Source organism: Pseudomonas sp. B5(2017), assembly GCF_002112825.1.
GTDB lineage: Bacteria > Pseudomonadota > Gammaproteobacteria > Pseudomonadales > Pseudomonadaceae > Aquipseudomonas > Aquipseudomonas putida_Z.
Genome location: NZ_NEIR01000005.1, coordinates 81,108 through 101,433, shown reverse-complemented (window position 1 = coordinate 101,433; position 20,326 = coordinate 81,108). Strand labels below are relative to the sequence as shown.

General features: G+C 64.8%; 18 protein-coding genes. 6 read left to right on the top strand and 12 right to left on the bottom strand.

The annotated features are described in order from the left end of the window. Positions 1-5: 5 nt before the first annotated feature. The 7 genes from CAG00_RS09235 to CAG00_RS09205 all read right to left on the bottom strand — a co-directional run bounded on the left by CAG00_RS09235 (position 6) and on the right by CAG00_RS09205 (position 8,474). Positions 6-191, bottom strand: a complete 186-nt coding sequence (locus CAG00_RS09235) for a hypothetical protein (RefSeq protein ID WP_085664106.1) — start codon at positions 189-191, stop codon at positions 6-8. Continuing rightward, entirely contained in the window at positions 188-1,300 is a 1,113-nt protein-coding gene (locus CAG00_RS09230; protein WP_085664105.1) for a PepSY domain-containing protein, read from the bottom strand. Before CAG00_RS09230 ends, CAG00_RS09235 begins: the two co-directional genes overlap by 4 nt. Positions 1,301-1,441: 141 nt before the next feature. After that, positions 1,442-3,877, bottom strand: a complete 2,436-nt coding sequence (locus tag CAG00_RS09225) for a TonB-dependent siderophore receptor (protein WP_085664104.1) — start codon at positions 3,875-3,877, stop codon at positions 1,442-1,444. 219 nt (positions 3,878-4,096) lie between these two features. After that, positions 4,097-5,053 (bottom strand): FecR domain-containing protein, encoded by a 957-nt coding sequence (locus CAG00_RS09220; protein ID WP_085664103.1) that lies wholly within the window; start codon positions 5,051-5,053, stop codon positions 4,097-4,099. Further along, positions 5,050-5,568, bottom strand: a complete 519-nt coding sequence (locus tag CAG00_RS09215) for an RNA polymerase sigma factor (RefSeq protein ID WP_025337420.1) — start codon at positions 5,566-5,568, stop codon at positions 5,050-5,052. The genes CAG00_RS09220 and CAG00_RS09215 overlap by 4 nt, the downstream gene beginning before the upstream one ends. A gap of 261 nt (positions 5,569-5,829) precedes the next feature. After that, the gene (locus tag CAG00_RS09210) at positions 5,830-6,540 is read right to left on the bottom strand and encodes a PolC-type DNA polymerase III (RefSeq protein WP_025337421.1); all 711 of its coding nucleotides are present in this window, start codon (positions 6,538-6,540) and stop codon (positions 5,830-5,832) included. Further along, a complete protein-coding gene (locus CAG00_RS09205) occupies positions 6,537-8,474 on the bottom strand; it encodes a DUF294 nucleotidyltransferase-like domain-containing protein (RefSeq protein ID WP_085664102.1) in 1,938 nt (645 codons plus the stop codon). The genes CAG00_RS09210 and CAG00_RS09205 overlap by 4 nt, the downstream gene beginning before the upstream one ends. A 116-nt stretch (positions 8,475-8,590) precedes the next feature. On the opposite strand from CAG00_RS09205, the gene CAG00_RS09200 reads away from it, so the two are divergent. Further along, positions 8,591-9,130, top strand: a complete 540-nt coding sequence (locus CAG00_RS09200; RefSeq protein ID WP_085664101.1) for a response regulator — start codon at positions 8,591-8,593, stop codon at positions 9,128-9,130. A gap of 147 nt (positions 9,131-9,277) precedes the next feature. Here CAG00_RS09200 and CAG00_RS09195 read toward each other — a convergent pair whose 3' ends face one another. Next, complete coding sequence (locus tag CAG00_RS09195; RefSeq protein WP_085664100.1) at positions 9,278-11,455, bottom strand: malate synthase G; 2,178 nt, start codon at positions 11,453-11,455, stop codon at positions 9,278-9,280. A gap of 451 nt (positions 11,456-11,906) precedes the next feature. On the opposite strand from CAG00_RS09195, the gene CAG00_RS09190 reads away from it, so the two are divergent. Further along, positions 11,907-12,425, top strand: a complete 519-nt coding sequence (locus CAG00_RS09190) for a glycine cleavage system protein R (RefSeq protein WP_085591348.1) — start codon at positions 11,907-11,909, stop codon at positions 12,423-12,425. Between the two features lie 330 nt (positions 12,426-12,755). Here CAG00_RS09190 and rarD read toward each other — a convergent pair whose 3' ends face one another. From rarD to CAG00_RS09170, 4 genes are all read right to left on the bottom strand, one after another. Then, positions 12,756-13,643: an EamA family transporter RarD gene (gene rarD / locus CAG00_RS09185; protein ID WP_013970552.1), complete on the bottom strand. Its 888-nt coding sequence runs from the start codon at positions 13,641-13,643 to the stop codon at positions 12,756-12,758. Between the two features lie 64 nt (positions 13,644-13,707). Continuing rightward, the gene (locus tag CAG00_RS09180; RefSeq protein WP_085664099.1) at positions 13,708-14,682 is read right to left on the bottom strand and encodes a serine/threonine protein kinase; all 975 of its coding nucleotides are present in this window, start codon (positions 14,680-14,682) and stop codon (positions 13,708-13,710) included. Positions 14,683-14,793: 111 nt separating this feature from the next. Then, positions 14,794-15,558, bottom strand: coding sequence for a TOBE domain-containing protein (locus tag CAG00_RS09175; RefSeq protein ID WP_085664098.1), 765 nt, complete (start codon positions 15,556-15,558; stop codon positions 14,794-14,796). Between the two features lie 172 nt (positions 15,559-15,730). Beyond that, positions 15,731-16,462 (bottom strand): ComF family protein, encoded by a 732-nt coding sequence (locus CAG00_RS09170; RefSeq protein ID WP_085664097.1) that lies wholly within the window; start codon positions 16,460-16,462, stop codon positions 15,731-15,733. A gap of 89 nt (positions 16,463-16,551) precedes the next feature. Here CAG00_RS09170 and bioB point away from each other — a divergent pair, with 89 nt between their 5' ends. Genes bioB through bioC form a run of 4 tightly spaced genes read left to right on the top strand, consistent with a single transcriptional unit; the run spans position 16,552 to position 20,319 of the window. Further along, positions 16,552-17,610: a biotin synthase BioB gene (gene bioB, locus CAG00_RS09165; RefSeq protein ID WP_013970556.1), complete on the top strand. Its 1,059-nt coding sequence runs from the start codon at positions 16,552-16,554 to the stop codon at positions 17,608-17,610. Between the two features lies 1 nt (position 17,611). Beyond that, a complete protein-coding gene (bioF, locus tag CAG00_RS09160; protein WP_085664096.1) occupies positions 17,612-18,784 on the top strand; it encodes an 8-amino-7-oxononanoate synthase in 1,173 nt (390 codons plus the stop codon). After that, on the top strand, positions 18,777-19,508 hold the full coding sequence (locus tag CAG00_RS09155) for an alpha/beta fold hydrolase (protein ID WP_085664095.1): 732 nt from the start codon (positions 18,777-18,779) through the stop codon (positions 19,506-19,508). The genes bioF and CAG00_RS09155 overlap by 8 nt, the downstream gene beginning before the upstream one ends. Continuing rightward, positions 19,501-20,319 (top strand): malonyl-ACP O-methyltransferase BioC, encoded by an 819-nt coding sequence (bioC, locus tag CAG00_RS09150; protein ID WP_085664094.1) that lies wholly within the window; start codon positions 19,501-19,503, stop codon positions 20,317-20,319. Before CAG00_RS09155 ends, bioC begins: the two co-directional genes overlap by 8 nt. The last annotated feature ends 7 nt before the right edge of the window (positions 20,320-20,326 follow it).

Here is a 20,326-nt window from a genome sequence, read left to right as displayed (position 1 = left end):
CCCGGTTACTGCCGTGGACGAGGGTAGAAACCTTGCAGGCCGAGAGCCGCCGACACCCCCAGGCCGAGCCAGGCCAGGCTGTCCCAGACCCCGTCCCCCAGCAAGGCGGCAAACAGCCCCACGGCAGTGAGCAAGGCCACGACCATCGGCCAGACGAAGATGCGCCAGGTCGGCTGTGACCTGTGGCTCATGCCCGCGCCTCCCGCTTCGTGCGTTGTTTGCCCCACCACAGGTACAAGCCGCTGCCGAGGACGATGATGGTCAGCACATCGAGTAGCGCCCACAGGATTTGCATTGGCCGGCCGCCGTAGTCGCCGAAGTGCAGTGGTTGCGACAGGCCCATGGCATCCATGTACCAGGGGCGTTCGCCGACGGCGGTCACCGCCAGTGTTCGCGCATCGATCAGCACGGGCGTGAGCAGGTGCGAGGTCAGGTGCGTGGCGCCCTTCATGAACACCGCATAGTGGTGCTCACTGGAAAAGCGTGTGCCGGGGAAGGCGATGAAGTCCGGGCGCATGCCGGGGGCGGCCTGTTCGGCGATGGTCAGCAGGTGGGTGGCCGGGGCGCGTTCGGTGAGCGGTGGGGCATCACGGTACGGGGCAACCATGGCGGCCAGGCTGTCGTTGCGCCAGGCGGCGATGACCAGGTCCGACAGCGCGCTGATGACACCGGTCACGCCTACCGTCAGAGCCCAGGCCAAGGTGACCACGCCGATCAGGTTGTGCAGGTCGAGCCAGCGCAGGCGACGGGATTTGCCGTGGCGCACCGTGCCGAAGTCCAGGCGGCGCATGAACGGTGCATAGAGCACGGTGCCGGAGATGATCGCCACGACGAACAGCACGCCCATGAAGGCCAGCAGCAGCTTGCCGGGCAGGCCGGCGAACATGTCCACGTGCAGGCGCAGCATGGTCATCATGAAGCCGCCGTTGGCGGCCGGCATGGCCACGGCTTCACCGGTGCGGGCGTCGAGCATGAAGGTGTGCGACGAATTGGGATCGGTGCCGGCGGTGGCGGCGGTTATGGCCACTACGCCGTTGGCTTCGTCCTCGTCGTAGCCGAAGTACTGCATGACCTCGCCGGGGAGGTGCTGCTCGGCCTTGATCACCAACTGCTGCAGGTCGAGGTGTGGTGTATCGGCCGGCATTTCCCGCAGTTCGGGGGCGTCGCCGAGCAGGTGTTCGAGTTCGTGGTGGAAGATCAGCGGCAGGCCGGTGACTGCCAGCAACAGCAGGAACAGGGTGCAGACCAGGCTGCTCCAGGTGTGGATCACCGACCAGCGGCGGATGGTTGGGCTTTTCATCACGGTACCGATTTTTGCCTGTCGGAAGCTGGGGCTGCTGCGCAGCCCTTTCGCGACACAAGGCCGCTCCTACAGGGGAGCACGTTTTCCTGTAGGAGCGGCCTTGTGTCGCGAAAGGGCCGCAAAGCGGCCCCCGTTCACTCAGAACTTGTAATTGACACTGGCCACCACGTTGCGCTCGTCGCCGTAGTAGCAGTAGTACCCGTCACAGGTAGACAAGTAGTCCTTGTTGAACAGGTTCTTCGCATCCACGGCTACGGTCACTCCCTTGAGGGTGCTGTTCAGGCGGCCCAGGTCGTAGTGCACCGATGCGTCGTAGACGGTGTAGGACCCCACATGGCCCCAATCGGTGTTAGTGGTATTACCGTAGGTGTCGCCCACGTAGCGCACGCCAACGCCGACCCCAAACCCATCCAGTGGTCCGCTGTGCCAGGTGTAGTCAGCCCAGGCAGTGGCCTGGTTGCGCGGCACCTGCGCCATGCGCTTGCCTTTCTCGTCACTGGTGCCTTTGATGATTTCGCTGTCGTTGTAGGTGTACGAGCCCACCAGTTTGAGGTTCTCGGTCACATCCGAGGTAGCCTCCAGCTCCAGGCCTTTGACACGCACTTCGCCAACCTGGCGGGTTACACCACCCTCGGTCACAGACATGTTCTCCTGCGTCAGGTCGAACACAGCAGCGGTGAACAGGCTATTGCTGCCTGGAGGCTGGTACTTGATGCCCAGTTCGTATTGCTTGCCTTCGGTCGGTTTGAAGGCATCGGTGCTGTTGACGGTGGAGCCGGTGGCGGCCTGGAACGACTCGGCATAGGAGATGTAAGGCGTCAGGCCGTTATCGAATACATAGCTGAGTGCTGCGTTACCACTGAATTTCTTGTCGCGTTGGGTGTTGGTGGCATCGCCTTGGTTGTGGAAGGTGGTGCCGGTGTGCACCCAGTCCTCACGGCCACCAAGGGTCAGGCGCCAGTTGTCCAGGGCCATCTGGTCCTGGATATACAGGCCGGTCTGCTGGGTTTTCTGGTCGTAGTCGTACATGTCGAAGTACTGAACGTTCGAGAAATCCTGACCGTAGATTGGGTTGTGGATATTGCTCGGTGGCACACCAGCCGAGCCCCAGCGCCAGCGGGCATTGCTGTCCGAGCGCTGGTGGTCGAGACCCAGCAGCAGGGTATGGGCAACCTGGCCGGTCTGGAAGTCGGCCTGGAAGTTGTTGTCCAGGGCGAACTGGGAGATGTCCTCCTCGACGATACCGGCGGTGCGTTGCACGGTGCCATCGGCGCTGACAGCTTCGTCCGGGCCGGCTGGCCAGATCGAGCCACCGGCGGTAATGCCCTTGAAGTCCAGTTCGTTACGCGCGTAGCGCAGGTTCTGACGGAACTGCCAGGTATCGTTCAGGCGGGTCTCGAACGCATAGCCCAGGTGGTAGTAGGTGCGGTCGTAGGACTCCCAATCCGGGTCGCCCAGGTTCTTGTGGTGCGAAATCTTGCCTGCGGGGCTATCCAGCTTGGTGCCTTGCAGTGGCAGGAACTGGCCGGTGATGCCGGTGTCATCGCGGGTGTACTGGCTGATGAACGTCAGCTTGGTATCGTCGTTGATGTTCCAGGTCAGGCTGGGCGCGATGTTGTAGCGCTTGTCCGGGATGTGGTCTACCGGCGCACCGCTGTCACGCACGGTGCCGCTCACTCGGTACAGGAACTGGCCTGCATCGTCGAGCTTGCCGGTGCTGTCGAAGTTGATCTGCTTGTGGTTATTGCTGCCAACCTGGGCTTCGACTTCGTGGCTGCTTTCCAATTGCGGCCGACGGCTGGTCATGTCCAGCAGGCCGCCTGGTGGAGTCTGGCCGTAGACCGAAGAAGCCGGGCCGCGCAGCACGGCGATGCGCTCCAGGTTCCAGGGTTCGATCTTGGGGGTGGCGTAGTTGCCCTTGGGCAATGGCAGGCCATCGAGGAACTGGGTAGGCTCAAAACCACGTACCAGCAACCAGTCGCTGCGCGAGTCGGAGCCATAGCCGCTGCTTTGCACGCCAGCGGTGTAGCGAAGGGCATCGTTCAGGCTGAGCACCGGCCGGTCTTCCATCTGCTGGCGGGTGATCACGCTTACCGAGCGGGGGAGTTCAGCGATCGCGGTGTCGGTCTTGGTGCCAGCTGCTGTCCGGGTCGCGGTGTAACCCTCTACCGGCCCCCAGGCGCTTTCATAGTTGGAAGTGGCATTGATCGCAGTCTCCGGCAACGCCAGTGTCCCTTCCGGCGTAGCCACCAGGCTGTAGCTGCCCACGCTGCTTTGCTGCAGCTGCAGGCCGGTGCCGCGCAGGGCGGCCTGCAGGGCACCAAGGCCATCGTACTGCCCGCTCACCGGGGCCGAGGTGCGGCCGCTGACCAGTGCCGGGTCGATGGCCAGAGTGATGCCGGCCTGGCTGGCGATCTGGTTGAGGGTGGTGGCCAGCGGGGCGCTGGGCAGGTCGTAGGCGCGCTGAGCGGATTGCTCGGCGGCGAACAGGGCAGGGCTGGCCAATGGCGCGGCCACGGCGATGGCCAAGGCCATCAGGCTGGGGCGCAGGATACGATCAACAGCACGGGACATGCAGCGGCTCCTCGACGGATAAGTGCTTTCTGCTTCCTTGCCGAGCGAGATTTGAAAAGTGACAGGGCGAATCTGAAATAAATTGAGAATTATTTGAAGTTGGTTTTTGCCTGTACCGGCCCTTTCGCGGGTAAACCCGCTCCCACAGGGATCGCGGGGGCTTTGAGGCTGGTGCAATCCTGTGGGAGCGGGTTTACCCGCGAAGAGGCCGGTGCAGGCCTACTTGGGAACGACGGTCACCCACCACGGCGTATGCCGCTCGACCTTCACCGGCAGTGCCGGCACCAGCGACGACAGCGCCAGGTCGGTGTCGGTCAGCGGGAAGCTGCCGGTCACACGCAGGTCGGCGACTTGCTCGTCCACCCCGAGGTAACCGCTGCGGTACTGGCCGAGCGTGGCCAGCAGGTCAGCCAGGCGCACGTTGTCCACCACCAGCATGCCGCGGGTCCAGGCGTCGGCACCGGCTGGCACCGTGCCGATCCGGCCAAGGCCGTTGGCGTTCATCAGCACCTGCTGGCCTTCGCGCAGCACCTGTTCGTCGCCGCTGTTCAGCGGCATGGCGGCGACCGAGGCCTGCAACACCTCCAGGCGCGTGCCGTCGTCCTCACGGCGCACCAGGAAGCGCGTGCCCAACGGGCGCAGGCGGCCATCGCCGGTGCGCACCAGCAGCGGGCGCGGGTCCTGATGGCCGGTTTCGACCGAAATCTCGCCCTGGTGCAGCACGATTACCCGCTGCTCGCCGGCGTAGTCGATATCCACGGCAGTGTGGCTGTTCAGGCTCAGCAAGGTGCCGTCTTCCAGGCGCAGGGTACGCAGTTCGCCGGTGGCGGTACGCTGGTCGGCCAGCCAGTAGCTCGGTGCCAGCGATGGTGCGCCGACCCAGGCCAGCAGCGAGCCCAAAAGAAACATGCCGGCCAGCCCGCCGCCGACCTTGCCGATGCGTCGGCGCAGGCCGGCGCGCGATTGCAGCAGGGCCTGGCGTGCCGGGCCGGCAGCGGCGCTCACACGCTGGTCCATGGCGCCGAGCTGGCGCCAGGCGCGGGCGTGCTCCTCGCTGGCGGCATGCCAGCGCATGAATTCGCTGCGCTCGTCGGGTGTGCCGCTGCCGTTGTCGAGGCTGAGTTTCCAGGCAATGGCGGCTTCCAGCACCCGGGACGAAACCGGTGCACTGCTCACGTCGGCTCCCCGTACAGGGCCACGTAGCACTGGCGCATGCCCTGGGCGATGTACTGGCGCACCCGCGACACCGAAACCCCCATGCGCTCGGCGATTTCGGCATGGCTCATACCGTCCAGGCGATTGTGCAGGAATGCTGCACGGGCCTTGCTCGACAGCTTGCCGAGCAGGCGGTCGATGGCCTTGAGGTCCTCGAGGATCAGGTGCTGCACTTCCGGGGAAGGTTGTTCGGCTTCCGGCATCAGGGCCAGTTCGGCCAGGTAGGCCTGTTCCAGCGCGGCGCGGCGGAAGTGGTCGAACATCAGGCCCTTGGCCACGGCGGCCAGGAATGCGCGGGGTTCGCGGGGCGTATCCAGTTGCTCACGGCCGAGCAGGCGCACGAAGGTGTCCTGGCTCAGGTCTTCGGCACGTTGGCGGCAGGCCATGCTGCGTTGCAGCCAGGCGAGCAGCCAGCCGCGGTGGTCGCGGTACAGCGCACCGACCAGATCGGCGTGTGGGCTCTGTGCAGAAGACAAGCAGCGTCCCCCCGGAACGAATGCATTAACTAACGATAATTATTCGCGATTGTTGCAGAGGGGAGGGGGTGGGTGCAATGGACGCTTATCGGATGGCCATCATGGAAAAGGCAGGTGGCCGTTCAGCAACTCGGTCGTTGTAGGAGCGGCCTTGCGTCGCGAAAGGGCTGCATAGCAGCCCCGGCCATATCTGCGGCGAAGCTGAAAATGTGGGGCCGCTGCGCGCCCCTTTCGCGACACAAGGCCGCTCCTACAGGATCTTCACAGGCCGTGATTGTGCGCTTTCCGCCGCCGCCAGCCGCGCAGCCGCTGCTCCAGCTGCAGCGGGCTGTCCAGCTGCTGGCGCCGGGCCTGGCTGAACAGGATCAGCGCCAGCTCGGCGGTAACCAGGGCATCGGCGCTGGCATGATGGCGCTCCTCTACCTGCAGGCCAAACCGCGCCACCCAGTCATCCAGCCCGGCCTCGCGCAGCACTGTGTCGGGGTTGAGCATCGGTGCCAGCTCGGCAACATCCAGGAAGGGCGAGTGCAAGCGATAGCCCAGGCTTTCCTTCAGCGCACGGGCCAGCATGCGCTGGTCGAACGGCGCGTGGAATGCCAGCACCGGGCTATTGCCAATGAAGTCGAGCAGGTCGAGCAAGGCCTCGGCCGGGTCGCAACCGGCAGCCAGGGCACTCGGGCCCAGGCCATGGATCAGCACGCTGGCGTTGGTCTTCTGCAAAGGCCGGTGCAGGGTGCGTTCGAACTGCTGGGCAAAGTCGATGGCGCCATCCTCGATGGCCACGGCGCCAACCGACAGCACCTGGTCACGGTTGGGGTTCAGGCCGCTGGTCTCCAGGTCGAGCACCACCCAGCGCTGCTCGCGCAGGGTACACACCCCCAGGGGCGCGGCCTTGGGCAGCCGGGCCAGGCGCTGGCGCGTGGCATGGTCCAGTTCGGGCGCACTGGGGCGCAGCCAGGCGAACAGGCTCATAGCTGGTACCGCAAGGCCAGGCTGCTTTGCAGGCGCTGGGCCTGGCGCAGGGACTCGCGCAGGATGCGCCGGTCCAGGTGGTTGAGGCTGTCCGGGTCCAGGCGGTTGGAATAGGGCAGGTTGTCGCGGGTCTGGCGCTGGTGCTGCTGCATGCGGGTTTGCTGGATGAAGTGGTAGGCCTCTTCATACGCTGCGCCGTCCAGTGCCTCGATCACGCCCTTGGCCACCAGCTGGCGCAGGCGTTCCAGGGTATTGCAGGCACCGATGCCGTTGGCCAGGGCCAGCAGCCGGGCACCATCGACGAAGGGCGTCAGGCCCTGGACCTTGAGGTCGAGGGTGGCGGCCTTGTCGTTGCCCTGGCGGGTCAGCACGAACTCGCGCAGGCGGCCCACCGGTGGGCGCTGACGCAGGGCGTTGTCAGCCATCATGCGCTGGAAGATGCGGTTATCGGCCACCTGCTCGAGCAGGCCCTGGCGCAGCTGCTCGCAACCTTGCTCGTCGCCCCACACCACGCGCAGGTCGAAATAGATGCTCGAGCCCAGCAGGTTCTCCGGGCTGGCTTCACGGACAAAACCGGAAAAACGCCGCGCCCACTCACTACGCGACAGGCACAGCTCTGGGTTGCCGGCCATGACGTTGCCCTTGCACAGGGTGAAGCCACACTGGGCCAGGCACTGGTTGATGTATTGCGCCAGCGGCAGCAGCCGTGCGCGGATGGCGTTGGCTTCGGCGCCGTCGGCGGCTTCGAAGAGGATGCCGTTGTCCTGGTCGGTGTGCAGGGTTTGTTCACGCCGCCCTTCGCTGCCAAAGCACAGCCAGCTGAACGGCACGCCCGGGTCACCGCGCTCGGCCAGCGCCAGTTCGATCACCCGGCACACGGTGTGGTCGTTGAGCAGGGTGATGATCTGGGTGATCTGCGTGGAGGACGCGCCATGGGCCAGCATGCGCTCGACCAGTTGGCTGATTTCGCCGCGCAGCGAGACCAGGGTATCCAGGCGTGGCGCATGGCGGATGGTGCGCGCCAGGTGCACCAGATCGACCCGTTGCAGGGAGAACAGGTCGCGCTCCGAAACCACACCGCACAGGCGTCGTTTTTCCACCAGGCATACGTGGGCGATATGCCGCTCGGTCATGGCCATGGCTGCGTCGAAGGCGCTGGCCTGGGGGCTGAGGTAGAATGGCTGGGCGGTCATGTGCCGCGCGATGGGCGCGCCCAGGTCGGCATCGGCCGCAGCCACCACCTGGCGCAGGTCGCGCAGGGTGAAGATACCGGTGGGGTAGCGCTGCGGGTCGACCACCACGATGCTGCCGACCTGCTGCTCGTGCATCAGCCGCACGGCGTCGCGCAGGGGCGTGTCGGGGCTGCACACCACCGGGTGGCGCATGGCCAGTTCACCCAGTGGCGTGTTCAGCGAATATTGGGTGCCGAGGGTTTCCACCGCGCGCTGGCGTACCTGCTGATTGACCTGGTCGAGCAGGCTGCTGACCCCGCGCAGGGCAAAATCCCGAAACACTTCCGACATCGAGAACACGCGGATGAACGCGGCCTTGTTCAGCTGCAGGCAGAAGGTGTCCTCACCGGCCAGGTGCTCGGTACGGGTCGCTCGCTCGCCGAGCAGGGCAGCCAGCGGGAAGCATTCGCCGCTGGTGATTTCGAAGGTGGTCTCCACACCAGGCTTGACCAGGTGCTGGCGCTCACCCACCACGCGGCCCTGCTTGACGATGTAGAAGTGCTCGACCGGCCCGTCGGCAGGTTTGACGATGCTTTCGCCGCTGGCATAGAAGCGCAGCTGGCACTGTTCGACCAGGTAGGCCAGGTGGCTGTGTTCCATCTGGTTGAACGGCGGAAAACGCTGCAGGAACTGCAGGGTGCCCTGGATGTTCTGCAGCACTGCTGTCCTGCCCGCCTGGCTGTAGGCGTCCTTTTTACTCATGAAACTGACCGTATCGCTATGCCGAACTATATATATCTATATATAGGTGCCGGCCATGTTGTTCTCTGCCTCCATGGTCGGCTTGCGGCGGGGTGGTGCCCATTGGACGTAAGTCTATGAGCGCCCCTGTCAAAGACCCGACGAAAGGCCAGCCGGGTTGCGCAAGTTCTGCGGTCCTAATGCTGAAGCGGAATTTTTTTGACGAGATGAGCATGCCTGAGCAACACGACATCCTGAGCGACGCCGAGCGCGAGGCATTGGCAGTCGTAAGTGCGCCCGTGGCTGCCAAGCCGTTGGTGCTGGTGGTGGATGACAATGCAGTGAACCGTGAGGCGCTGATCCTGTACCTGAAAAGCCGGGGGATCGACTGTGTCGGAGCGGATGGGGCCGAGGAAGCCAGGCTATACCTGCACTACCAGCAACGAATCGGCTTGATGATCACGGATTTGCGCATGCAGCCCGAGGATGGCCTGGACCTGATCCGGCAGATTCGCGAGTCGGAACGGGCGGCGTTGTCGATCATCGTGGTGTCGGGCGACACCGATGTGAAAGAGGCGGTGGACGTGATGCACCTGGGGGTTGTGGATTTTCTGCTGAAGCCGGTCGATCTGGACAGGCTGCTGGAGCTGGTGAAGAAAGAACTGAAGATCGAGTAGTGCAGGAGTGGGGCTGCTTTGCAGCCCTTTCGCGACACAAGGCCGCTCCTACAAGTACTGCGCCAGACCTCAGCCTTGCGCGGTACCTGTAGGAGCGGCCTTGTGTCGCGAAAGGGCCGCAAAGCGGCCCCCTGTCGCAGATGTCGCTTACAACCCGTTACGCGCCTTGAACTCGCGGCGACGGCGGTGCAGTACCGGCTCGGTATAGCCGTTCGGCTGCTTGCCACCTTCCACCACCAGCTCTACCGCAGCCTGGAACGCGACGTTGTCGTCGAAGTGCGGTGCCATCGGGCGATACAGGGCGTCGCCGGCGTTCTGCTGGTCGACCACCACGGCCATGCGCTTGAGGCTTTCCAGCACCTGCTCCTGGCTGACTACGCCATGGCGCAGCCAGTTGGCCAGCAGCTGGGCCGAAATGCGCAGGGTGGCGCGGTCTTCCATCAGGCCGACGTTGTTGATGTCCGGCACCTTCGAGCAACCCACACCCTGGTCGATCCAGCGCACCACGTAGCCGAGGATGCCCTGAGCGTTGTTGTCCAGTTCGTTGCGGATCTCTTCGGCCGACCAGTTGGTGTCGGCGGCCAGCGGGATGGACAGGATGTCGTCCACCGACGCCGGGGTACGCGAAGCCAGTTCACGCTGACGCGCCTGTACGTCCACCTTGTGGTAGTGCAGCGCATGCAGGGTGGCGGCGGTCGGCGACGGCACCCAGGCGGTGTTGGCACCGGCCAGCGGGTGGGCGATCTTCTGCTCGAGCATGGCCGCCATCAGGTCGGGCATGGCCCACATGCCTTTGCCGATCTGCGCACGGCCTTGCAGGCCGGTGGCCAGGCCAACGTCGACGTTGTTGTTCTCGTAGGCACCGATCCACTTCTCGTTCTTCATGGCGCCCTTGCGCACCACGGCGCCGGCTTCCATCGAGGTGTGGATTTCATCGCCGGTGCGGTCAAGGAAGCCGGTGTTGATGAACACCACGCGCTCGGCTGCGGCCTTGATGCACGACTTGAGGTTGACCGTGGTACGGCGCTCCTCGTCCATGATGCCGACCTTGACGGTGTTGCGCTTCATGCCCAGCAGGTCTTCGACCTGGCTGAAGATCTCGGCGGCGAAGGCTACTTCCTCCGGGCCGTGCATCTTCGGCTTGACGATGTACACGCTGCCGCTGCGGGTGTTCTTGCGGCTGGTGTTGCCATTGAGGTTGTGCAGGGCGATCAGGTTGGTGAACAGACCGTCCTGGATGCCTTCGGGGATTTCGTTGCCTTGGGCGTCGAGGATCGCCGGGTTGGTCATCAGGTGGCCAACGTTGCGCACGAACAGCAGCGAACGACCGTGCAGGGTCACGCTGCCGCCGTTGGGCGCGGCGTACTCGCGGTCCGGGTTCATGGTGCGGGTGAAGGTCTTGCCACCCTTGCTCACGCTTTCGGCCAGGTCGCCTTTCATCAGGCCCAGCCAGTTGCGGTAGACGATCACCTTGTCGTCGGCGTCGACGGCGGCAACCGAGTCTTCGCAGTCCATGATGGTGGTCAGCGCCGATTCCATCAGGATGTCTTTCACGCCGGCGGCGTCGGTGCTGCCGACCGGGGTGCTGGCATCGACCTGGATTTCGAAGTGCAGGCCGTTGTGCTTGAGCAGCACGGCAGTCGGCGCGGCGGCATCGCCATGGAAGCCGATCAGCTGGGCGTCGTCACGCAGGCCGCTGTTGCTGCCGCCTTTCAGGGCAACTACCAGCTTGCCACCTTCGATGCGGTAGCCGGTGGAGTCGACATGCGAGCCGGCCGCCAGTGGCGCGGCTTCGTCGAGGAAGGCGCGGGCGAAGGCGATGACCTTGTCGCCACGTACCTTGTTGTAGCCTTGGCCTTTCTCGGCGCCGCCTTCATCGCTGATGGCATCGGTGCCATACAGCGCGTCGTACAGCGAACCCCAACGGGCGTTGGCGGCGTTCAGGGCGAAGCGGGCGTTCATCACCGGTACGACCAGCTGCGGGCCGGCCATGTGGGCGATTTCTTCGTCCACGTTCTGGGTGGTGGCCTGGAAATCGTCGGCTTGTGGCAGCAGGTAGCCGATTTCCTGGAGGAATGCTTTGTAGGCTACGGCGTCGTGGGCCTGGCCTTTGCGTGCCTGGTGCCAGGCGTCGATCTTGGCTTGCAGCTCGTCGCGCTTGGCGAGCAGGGCTTTGTTCTTTGGAGCGAGGTCATTGATGATCTTCTCTGCACCCGCCCAGAACTGCTCGGCGACGATGCCGGTCCCCGGGATGGCTTCGTTGTTCACGAAGTCGTACAGGACCTTGGCGACCTGAAGGCCACCGACTTGAACGTATCCAGTCATTGCTTGCCTCACTCTGCTCAGCTATTTCGCTCTTCTGTATTAAGCCTGTAGCGCTTCTCTAAACACGGCACCAGTGCATGCCCCCGAGTAAAGCCCCGAGCGCGGCTGGGTGCGGCCTGCCAGACCGGCTGGCAGACAGTGTGCGTATTTTCACAGGCGCCTTGGCAGACATCCAAACGACGTTTTGTAGTCCGCGCCACGGGATACTACATGAAGCAGTAGGCGGGGCAAAATCAGACTAAAAGCGCCGTTATGCGACCCGTTGGTCGCGTATGGTCACGCTGGGAGTGAGTATGTTCGCAAAAAACAGGTGGATTGTTCCAGATAAATCTTGAAACAGTACACGATTCGTTATGCGGATTGCCCTGCGGCAGGTTGCCGCGCCTTGCCTATACTGAGTCGATCCCCCGATTTTCTGCCGCACGGCGCGGTCCGACACGAGGAAGGGCTTGTGGATCATCTTGTACTGACTGTGATTGCCCCTGACAAGGCCGGCCAGGTCGAGCGCATTGCCCAGTGCATCGCCGACCACAGTGGCAACTGGCTGGAAAGCCGCATGTCGCGCATGGCCGGGCAGTTTGCCGGCATCCTGCGGGTGGCGGTGCCGGCGGAAAACTACGACGAGTTGGTGGCTTCGCTGCAGGGGTTGGTCCGATATGACATTCGCGTGCTGATCGCCGAGAGCGGCATCGAGCCGTCGTGTACCTGGAAGCCGATAGCAATGGAGCTGGTAGGTAATGACCGGCCGGGGATCGTGCGTGATATCACCCGCTTGCTGGCGGACCTGGGGGTGAACCTTGAGCGGTTTACCACTGAGGTGCGGCCGGCGCCCATGAGCAGCGAACCGCTGTTCCATGCCGATGCCTTGCTGGCATTGCCGTTGACCCTGTCGCTGGAGGATTTGCAGCAGAAGCTGGAGAGCCTGGCGGACGACTTGATGGTGGAGTTGAAGCTGCGGCCGGAGGATTGATCCGAGATTGCCGGGCCGCTTCGCGGCCATCGCGACACAAGGCCGCTCCTACAAGGGTTACGCGTTCCCCTGTAGGAGCGGCCTTGTGTCGCGATGGGCTGCAAAGCAGCCCCCTGCGGTTATCCCGATATCACGGGGAAGGGCCTGTGGATAACCTGGGGGTTCCCCTCTCCAGCCCAGGCCACGCGCGCCTTGCACGGCTTTGATCAAAAAACACCCAAAAATCAGCAGCTTGTGCACAAAGCACGGGGACGAGGGTGTGGATAACCTTTGGAGATGTCTCTGCAGGCCACGAATCACAAGGCCTGCAGAGTTGTGATCATTTTTTGATCAGCTACGCTTGCGCAAACTGACCCACGCATCGACGCTGTAAATCGCCAAACCCGCCCAGATGAACATGAACGCCACCAAGTTGCTCGACGACAAGTGCTCATCGAACAGCAGCACCGCCTGCAGCAGCACCAGGGTCGGCGCCAGGTACTGCAGGAAGCCCAGCGTGGTATACGGCAAGTGCCGCGCGGCAGCGTTGAAGCACACCAGCGGCACCAGTGTCACCGGCCCCGCAGCCATCAGCCACAACGCTTCGCTGCTGGTGTAGAACGCGCCCTGGGCACTTGTCGCCGCCGGGTGCAGCAACAGCCAGCCAAGGGCCAGCGGTACCAGCATCCAGGTTTCCACCACCAGGCCCGGCAGCGCCGCCACCGGTGCCTGTTTGCGAATCAGCCCATAGAAGCCGAAGCTCAGCGCCAGCACCAGCGACACCCACGGCAGGCTGCCCACCTGCCACACCTGCTGGGCCACACCCACGGCGGCCATGGCCACGGCCAGCCACTGCAGGCGGCGCAGGCGCTCGCCGAGAATCAGCATGCCCAGCAGCACATTGATCAGTGGGTTGATGTAGTAACCCAGGCTGGCCTCGAGCATGCGCCCGTTGTTCACCGACCATACGTAGGTCAGCCAGTTGCCGGCGATCAGCGCCCCGCTCAGGGCCAGGATGCCCAGCCGGCGCGGGTTGTCACGCAGTTCACGCCACCAGCCAGGGTGTTTCCACACCAGTAGCAGCAACGAGCCGAACAAAGCCGACCAGAGCACCCGGTGGACAATGATCTCCACCGCCGGGACGCTCTGGATTGCCTTGAAGTACAGGGGGAACAGCCCCCAGATGATGTAGGCGCTGAGGCCCAGTAGGTACCCGCGACGCGGGTTTGCGGCGTGCATGCAGAATCCTTGCTTAGGTAGCTAAATAAAGCGACGCCTATTGTAGACAGAGGCGGGCGTGCTTCTAGAACAATTTCAGCGGCGCTTCATCCAGTGCGGCCATTTGCTCGCGCAGGGCGAGAATCTGGTCTCCCCAGTAGCGTGGCTGGCCGAACCAGGGGAAGCTCGGCGGGAATGCCGGGTCGTCCCAGCGCCGCGCCAGCCAGGCGCTGTAGTGCAGCTGGCGCAGGGCGCGCAGGGGCTCGATCAGGGCCAGCTCGCGCGGGTCGAAGTCGTGGAACTCGTTGTAGCCGTCGATCAGTTCGGCCAGTTGCCCCAGGCGCTCCTCGCGGCTGCCGGCCAGCATCATCCACAGGTCCTGCATCGCCGGGCCCATGCGGCAGTCGTCGAGGTCGACCACGTGGTACACCTCGTCGCGGTGCATCAGGTTGCCGGGGTGCAGGTCGCCATGCAGGCGGATGAGCTGGTGCGGCGTGCGGGCATAGATGTCCTCCACCCGCTTGAGCAGGTCGCGAGCTACCGATTCGAACGCTGGCAGCAGTTCGCGGGGGACGAAGTCGCCTTCCAGCAGGGTATTCAGCGATGCATGGCCGAAGTTGTCCACAGCCAGCGCTTCGCGGTGCTCGAACGGTTTGCTGGCGCCCACGGCGTGCAGGCGGCCGAGCAACTGGCCGAGGCGGTAGAGCTGGTCGAGGTTGCCCGGCTCTGGCGCGTGGCCGCCGCGGCGGGGGAACAGGGTGAAGCGGAAGCCCTGGTGTTCGAACAGGGTGCGGTCGTTGTGCTGCAGCGGGGCGACCACCGGCACTTCGCAGTCGGCCAGTTCGGCGGTGAAGCTGTGCTCTTCGAGGATGGCCGCGTCGCTCCAGCGGCCTGGGCGGTAGAACTTGGCGATCAGCGGTTGCGCGCCCTCGATGCCCACCTGGTAGACGCGGTTTTCGTAGCTGTTCAGCGCCAGCACCCGGGCATCGCTGAGAAAGCCCAGGCTTTCCACGGCGTCCAGGACCAGGTCGGGGGTGAGGGTGTCGAAGGGGTGGGACATGGTGGCTCCGGGGGTAGGCGGCGTGGGGGCCATGGTAGCGCGTTATGCCTGTACCGGCCTCTTCGCGGGTAAACCCGCTCCCACAGGTGCATCGTTTCCCTGGCGGCCAGGCTATGCAGGAATCCCAAGCAATACATAAGAGGGATGAAATTGAACCCGCACCGAACTGCCTGCTGCCACCCGCTGCCCAGCCAACCAATCCGTCTCGGCAAACGCACACAACGTCTGCCCATTCCCCAACGCCAACCGGACCTCACCAGGCCCATCAGCCTCCGCCAGCACCTCCTCCACCGTCGCCCGCAGGCAATTGCTACCCACTTCGGCCTCTTCCTCGTCGGCCAGCAACCTCACCCACCCTGCCTTGAGCAGCGCCACTACCGTCGTACCCAGCGTCAGTTCCAGCCGTGCGGTGCTGTCCTGGGTGATCAACGCCTCGATCTCCAACCCTCCGCCCAACGCCAGGCTGACGCGATCATGCCGTCCCTCGCGGCGCAGGCCACTGACCTGGCCCTGCAACTGGTTGCGCGCGCTGGTACGCAGCATCAGCCGGCCGAGCAGGTCGAGGTCGCTGGACTCCTCGGCCGCTTCGAGGATTTGCGCCTGAAGGGCCTGCAGCCTCTGATACAGGCGCAGCACCCGCTGGCCTTCCGGCGACAGACGGGCACCACCGCCACCACGCCCGCCGGTACTGCGCTCGACGAGGGGCTGGCTGGCCAGGTTGTTGAGTTCGTCGATGGCGTCCCAGGCGGCCTTGTAGCTGATGCCCGCAGCCTTGGCGGCGCGGGTGATCGAACCTTCTTCGGCAATATGCTGCAGCAGCGCGATGCGCTGGGGGCGGCGGGCGATGTGCTGGGTGAGGTGGGGGGGCAGGGGCATGGGCATTCGGTCTTGTGGGGGCCTGAGGATGGATAGTGTGTAGGAGCGGCCTTGTGTCGCGAAAGGGGCGCGAAGCGGCCCCACGATTCATGCCTTGGCAAATATCGCTGGGGCTGCTGCGCAGCCCGATCGCGACACAAGGCCGCTCCTACACCGGGCGATCCGCGCTTGCTCATACATACCCCGGCTTGGGCGTGCGCGCCAGGCAATACACATCCACCCGCCGCGCACCGGCCTTGCGCAGCACTTCGGCAACTGCCTGCGCGGTCGCACCGGTGGTCAACACGTCATCGACAATGGCGACATGCTTGCCCGTCAGCTTGCCCTTGACCGCAAACGCCTGGCGCAAGTTGCGTCGCCTGGCCTTGGCGTCCAGTTGTTGCTGCGCAGGTGTCTCCCGTGTGCGCAGCAGCAACCGCTCGTCGCAACGTACCCCCACCTGCGACGACAGCCAGCGCCCGAGCATCCCCGCCTGGTTGAACCCCCGCTCCCGTAGTCGACGTTTGGCCAAGGGTACAGGCAACAACAGGTCGGGGCGCGGCAGCCCTTCGGTAAAGCGGTGCAGCAGCCCATGCCCGAGCAATTCGGCCATCAGGCGCCCCAAGGGCCACTGGCGGTTGTGCTTGAAACGGCTGATCAGCGTGTCCACCGGAAAGCCGAAATGCCACAGTGCAAGCACCTGCTCGAAGGCCGGTGCGCGGCGCTGGCACTGAGCGCAGGTCAGGCCGGCCATGGGCAACGGCAGGGCGCAGCGCAGGCAATGATCGCCCAGCCAGGGCAGTTCCTGCTCGCAGGCGACGCACAGCGGGTAGGCCTGCTCGGCAGGTTCATCGCACAGTAAACACGATTGGTTAATAAGTGAGCACTTGTAAACCAGTCTTTTCCAGTGTGGTTGACAGTTCATAGGCCTTCCATGACTATGCGAGCTATCCGTGATGCGCTGGCGGGCTTTCCTGTCCCGGCGCCTGCTTCAGCCTAAACAAGGAAACGCCAATGAGCGCCAGCACAACTGCAACAACACGTCACGACTGGTCCCTGGCCGAGGTCAAGGCGCTGTTCCAGCAACCATTCAATGACCTGCTGTTCCAGGCGCAGACCGTGCACCGCGCGCATTTCGACCCGAACCGCGTGCAGGTTTCGACCCTGCTGTCGATCAAGACCGGCGCCTGCCCGGAAGATTGCAAATATTGTCCACAGTCCGGCCACTACAACACGGGGCTGGAAAAACAGAAGCTGATGGAAGTGCAGAAGGTGCTGGAAGAAGCCGCCCGCGCCAAAGCCATCGGTTCTACCCGCTTCTGCATGGGCGCGGCGTGGAAGCACCCGTCGGCCAAAGACATGCCCTACGTGCTGGAGATGGTCAAAGGCGTGAAGGCCATGGGCCTGGAAACCTGCATGACCCTCGGCAAGCTCGACCAGGAGCAGACCAAGGCCCTGGCCCAGGCCGGCCTGGACTACTACAACCACAACCTCGACACCTCGCCGGAGTTCTACGGCAGCATCATCACCACCCGCACCTACAGCGAGCGCCTGCAGACCCTGGCCTACGTGCGCGATGCCGGGATGAAGATCTGCTCCGGCGGCATCCTCGGCATGGGCGAGTCGCTGGACGACCGCGCCGGCCTGCTGATCCAGCTGGCCAACCTGCCCGAGCACCCGGAGTCGGTGCCGATCAACATGCTGGTCAAGGTGGCCGGCACGCCGCTGGCCGAGGAAGAAGACGTCGACCCGTTCGACTTCATCCGCATGCTGGCCGTTGCCCGTATCCTCATGCCCAAGTCGCACGTGCGCCTGTCCGCCGGCCGCGAGCAGATGAACGAGCAGATGCAGGCCCTGGCCTTCATGGCTGGCGCCAACTCGATCTTCTACGGCGAAAAACTGCTGACCACCGCCAACCCGCAGGCCGACAAGGACATGCAGCTGTTCGCACGCCTGGGCATCAAGCCCGAAGCGCGTGAAGAGCACGCCGACGAAGTGCACCAGGCGGCCATCGAGCAGGCGCTGGTCGAGCAGCGCAGCAGCGAGATGTTCTACAACGCCGCGACAGCCTGAAATGGCCTTCGACCTGGCGGCGCGCCTGGCCGAACGGCGCGCCGCAGACCTGTATCGGCAGCGGCCACTGCTGGAAAGCCCGCAGGGGCCGGAAGTGGTGGTCGATGGCCAGCGTATGCTGGCCTTCTGCAGCAATGACTACCTGGGCCTGGCCAACCACCCCGAGGTGATTGCCGCCTGGCAGGCCGGCGCAGAGCGTTGGGGTGTCGGTGGCGGTGCCTCGCACCTGGTGATCGGCCACAGTACGCCGCACCACCAGGTGGAAGAGGCCTTGGCCGAACTCACCGGGCGCCCGCGCGCGCTGTTGTTCTCCACCGGCTACATGGCCAACCTGGGCGCCATCACCGCGCTGGTGGGGCAGGGCGACACGGTGCTGCAGGACCGCCTGAACCACGCGTCGCTGCTGGATGGCGGCTTGCTCAGCGGCGCCCGTTTCAACCGCTACCTGCACAACGACCCGGCCAGCCTGGCCAGCCGCCTGGACAAGGCCGTCGGCAATACCCTGGTAGTGACCGATGGCGTGTTCAGCATGGACGGCGACCTGGCCGACCTGCCGGCGCTGGCCGATGTCGCCCGCGCCCGCGGTGCCTGGCTGATGGTCGACGATGCCCATGGCCTGGGCACCCTCGGCACCCAGGGTGGCGGTATCGTCGAGCACTTCGGCCTGGGCGTTGAAGATGTGCCGGTGTTGATCGGTACGCTGGGCAAGGCCTGTGGTACCGCTGGCGCCTTTGTGGCTGGCAGCGAAGAACTGATCGAGGCGCTGGTGCAGTTCGCCCGCCCGTACATCTACACCACCAGCCAGCCACCGGCGCTGGCCTGCGCCACCCTCAAGAGCCTGGAACTGCTGCGTCGCGAGGCCTGGCGCCGCGAGCACCTGGCCGCGCTGATCCGCCAGTTCCGTGAAGGCGCGCAGCAGATCGGCCTGGCATTGATGGACAGCCCGACGCCGATCCAGCCGATCGTCATCGGCGACAGCGCACAGGCCCTGCGCCTGTCACGCATGCTGCGCGAGCGCGGCTTGCTGGTGACGGCCATCCGCCCGCCCACCGTGCCGGCGGGCAGCGCACGCCTGCGGGTGACATTGAGCGCCGCGCACAGCGAGGCGCAGGTGCAGCTATTGTTGAATGCATTGGCCGAGTGTTATCCACAATTGGAGAGCGCCGATGCGTAATCGACTTGTTCTGTTGCCTGGTTGGGGCCTGGGCACTGCTTCTCTGGAGCCGCTGGCCGCCAGCCTGCGTGCCCAGGACGCCCGCCTGCAGGTAGAGCTGATGCCCTTGCCGGAACTGGCCGACAGCGATGTGCAGGCCTGGGTCGACCACCTCGACCGCAAGCTGCCGAGCGATGTCTGGCTGGGCGGCTGGTCGTTAGGCGGCATGCTGGCCAGCGCGCTGGCGCACAAGCGCGGCGACCATTGCTGCGGCCTGCTGACCCTGGCCAGCAACCCCAGTTTCGTGGCGCGCCCCGACTGGCCCCACGGCATGGCCGAAGACACTTTCGGCACCTTCCTCGACGGCTGCCGCAGCCATACCCAGGTCACCCTGAAGCGCTTCCGTACCTTGTGCAGCGACGGTGCCCTGCAACCGCGTACCCTGCTGCGCCAGCTTGGTGTCGGCGTACCGGACACCGACCCGCTGTACCTGGCCACCGGCCTTGAGGTGCTGGCCAGGCTGGACACCCGCGAAGCACTGCAGGCCTACGGTGGCCCGCAGTTGCACCTGTTCGCCGGCAGCGATGCGCTGGTGCCGGCAGAGGCGGCAAAAGCGCTGAGCGAGCTGCTGCCCGATGTGGAAGTGGGCCTGGTCGAAGACAGTTCCCACGCGTTTCTGCTGGAGTACCCGCAGGAACTGGCGGCGGGCATCAAGAGTTTCCTGCATGAGAGTGGCGATGACTGACCTTTCCCGTCCAACCTTGCCCGGCGCGCTGCCCGACAAGCGCCAGGTAGCGGCCTCGTTCTCCCGCGCCGCAGCCAGCTACGACAGCGTGGCAGCCTTGCAGCGCGCGGTGGGTTCGAGCTTGCTGGAGCAGTTGCCGGAAGGCCTGCAGCCGTCACGCTGGCTGGACCTGGGCAGCGGCACCGGCCATTTCAGCCGGGCGCTGGCCGAGCGTTTCACCCAGGCCAGCGGTGTGGCGGTGGATATCGCCGAGGGCATGTTGTGCCATGCCCGCAACGAACAGGGCGGGGCGCTCTATCACGTGGCCGGTGACGCCGAGCGTTTGCCGCTGCGTGATGCCAGCGTCGACCTGGTGTTCACCAGCCTGGCCGTGCAGTGGTGCGACCAGTTCGCCAGCGTGCTGGCAGAAGCGCTGCGAGTGCTGCGCCCGGGCGGCGTGCTGGCCTTCAGCAGCCTGTGTGTGGGTACGCTCGATGAACTGCGCGCCAGTTGGCAGGCGGTGGATGGCCTGGTGCATGTGAACCGCTTCCGCCGTTTCGAGGACTATCAGCGCCTGTGCGCAGCCAGCGGCTTCGAACAGCTCGGGCTGCAGCGCTGCCCGCACGTGCTGCACTACCCGGATGTACGCAGCCTGACCCATGAACTCAAGGCCCTCGGTGCTCACAACCTGAACCCTGGCCGACCTTCCGGGCTTACCGGCCGGGCACGCATTCAGGGCCTGCTGCAGGCTTATGAGGCGTTTCGCCAGCCTGAGGGGCTGCCAGCCACCTATCAGGTGGTCTATGGTTTGTTGCGCAAGCCACAGGTGTAAGGGGAGC

What these genes read in the sequence shown, in the direction of transcription:
- CAG00_RS09235 (WP_085664106.1), bottom strand. Translation starts at nt 191, where the DNA reads ATGAGCCACAGGTCACAGCCGACCTGGCGCATCTTCGTCTGGCCGATG.
- CAG00_RS09230 (WP_085664105.1), bottom strand. Translation starts at nt 1,300, where the DNA reads ATGAAAAGCCCAACCATCCGCCGCTGGTCGGTGATCCACACCTGGAGC.
- CAG00_RS09225 (WP_085664104.1), bottom strand. Translation starts at nt 3,877, where the DNA reads ATGTCCCGTGCTGTTGATCGTATCCTGCGCCCCAGCCTGATGGCCTTG.
- CAG00_RS09210 (WP_025337421.1), bottom strand. Translation starts at nt 6,540, where the DNA reads ATGAGCCTGTTCGCCTGGCTGCGCCCCAGTGCGCCCGAACTGGACCAT.
- CAG00_RS09205 (WP_085664102.1), bottom strand. Translation starts at nt 8,474, where the DNA reads ATGAGTAAAAAGGACGCCTACAGCCAGGCGGGCAGGACAGCAGTGCTG.
- CAG00_RS09200 (WP_085664101.1), top strand. Translation starts at nt 8,591, where the DNA reads ATGAGCGCCCCTGTCAAAGACCCGACGAAAGGCCAGCCGGGTTGCGCA.
- CAG00_RS09195 (WP_085664100.1), bottom strand. Translation starts at nt 11,455, where the DNA reads ATGACTGGATACGTTCAAGTCGGTGGCCTTCAGGTCGCCAAGGTCCTG.
- rarD (WP_013970552.1), bottom strand. Translation starts at nt 13,643, where the DNA reads ATGCACGCCGCAAACCCGCGTCGCGGGTACCTACTGGGCCTCAGCGCC.
- CAG00_RS09180 (WP_085664099.1), bottom strand. Translation starts at nt 14,682, where the DNA reads ATGTCCCACCCCTTCGACACCCTCACCCCCGACCTGGTCCTGGACGCC.
- CAG00_RS09175 (WP_085664098.1), bottom strand. Translation starts at nt 15,558, where the DNA reads ATGCCCCTGCCCCCCCACCTCACCCAGCACATCGCCCGCCGCCCCCAG.
- CAG00_RS09170 (WP_085664097.1), bottom strand. Translation starts at nt 16,462, where the DNA reads ATGAACTGTCAACCACACTGGAAAAGACTGGTTTACAAGTGCTCACTT.
- bioB (WP_013970556.1), top strand. Translation starts at nt 16,552, where the DNA reads ATGAGCGCCAGCACAACTGCAACAACACGTCACGACTGGTCCCTGGCC.
- bioF (WP_085664096.1), top strand. Translation starts at nt 17,612, where the DNA reads ATGGCCTTCGACCTGGCGGCGCGCCTGGCCGAACGGCGCGCCGCAGAC.
- CAG00_RS09155 (WP_085664095.1), top strand. Translation starts at nt 18,777, where the DNA reads ATGCGTAATCGACTTGTTCTGTTGCCTGGTTGGGGCCTGGGCACTGCT.
- bioC (WP_085664094.1), top strand. Translation starts at nt 19,501, where the DNA reads ATGACTGACCTTTCCCGTCCAACCTTGCCCGGCGCGCTGCCCGACAAG.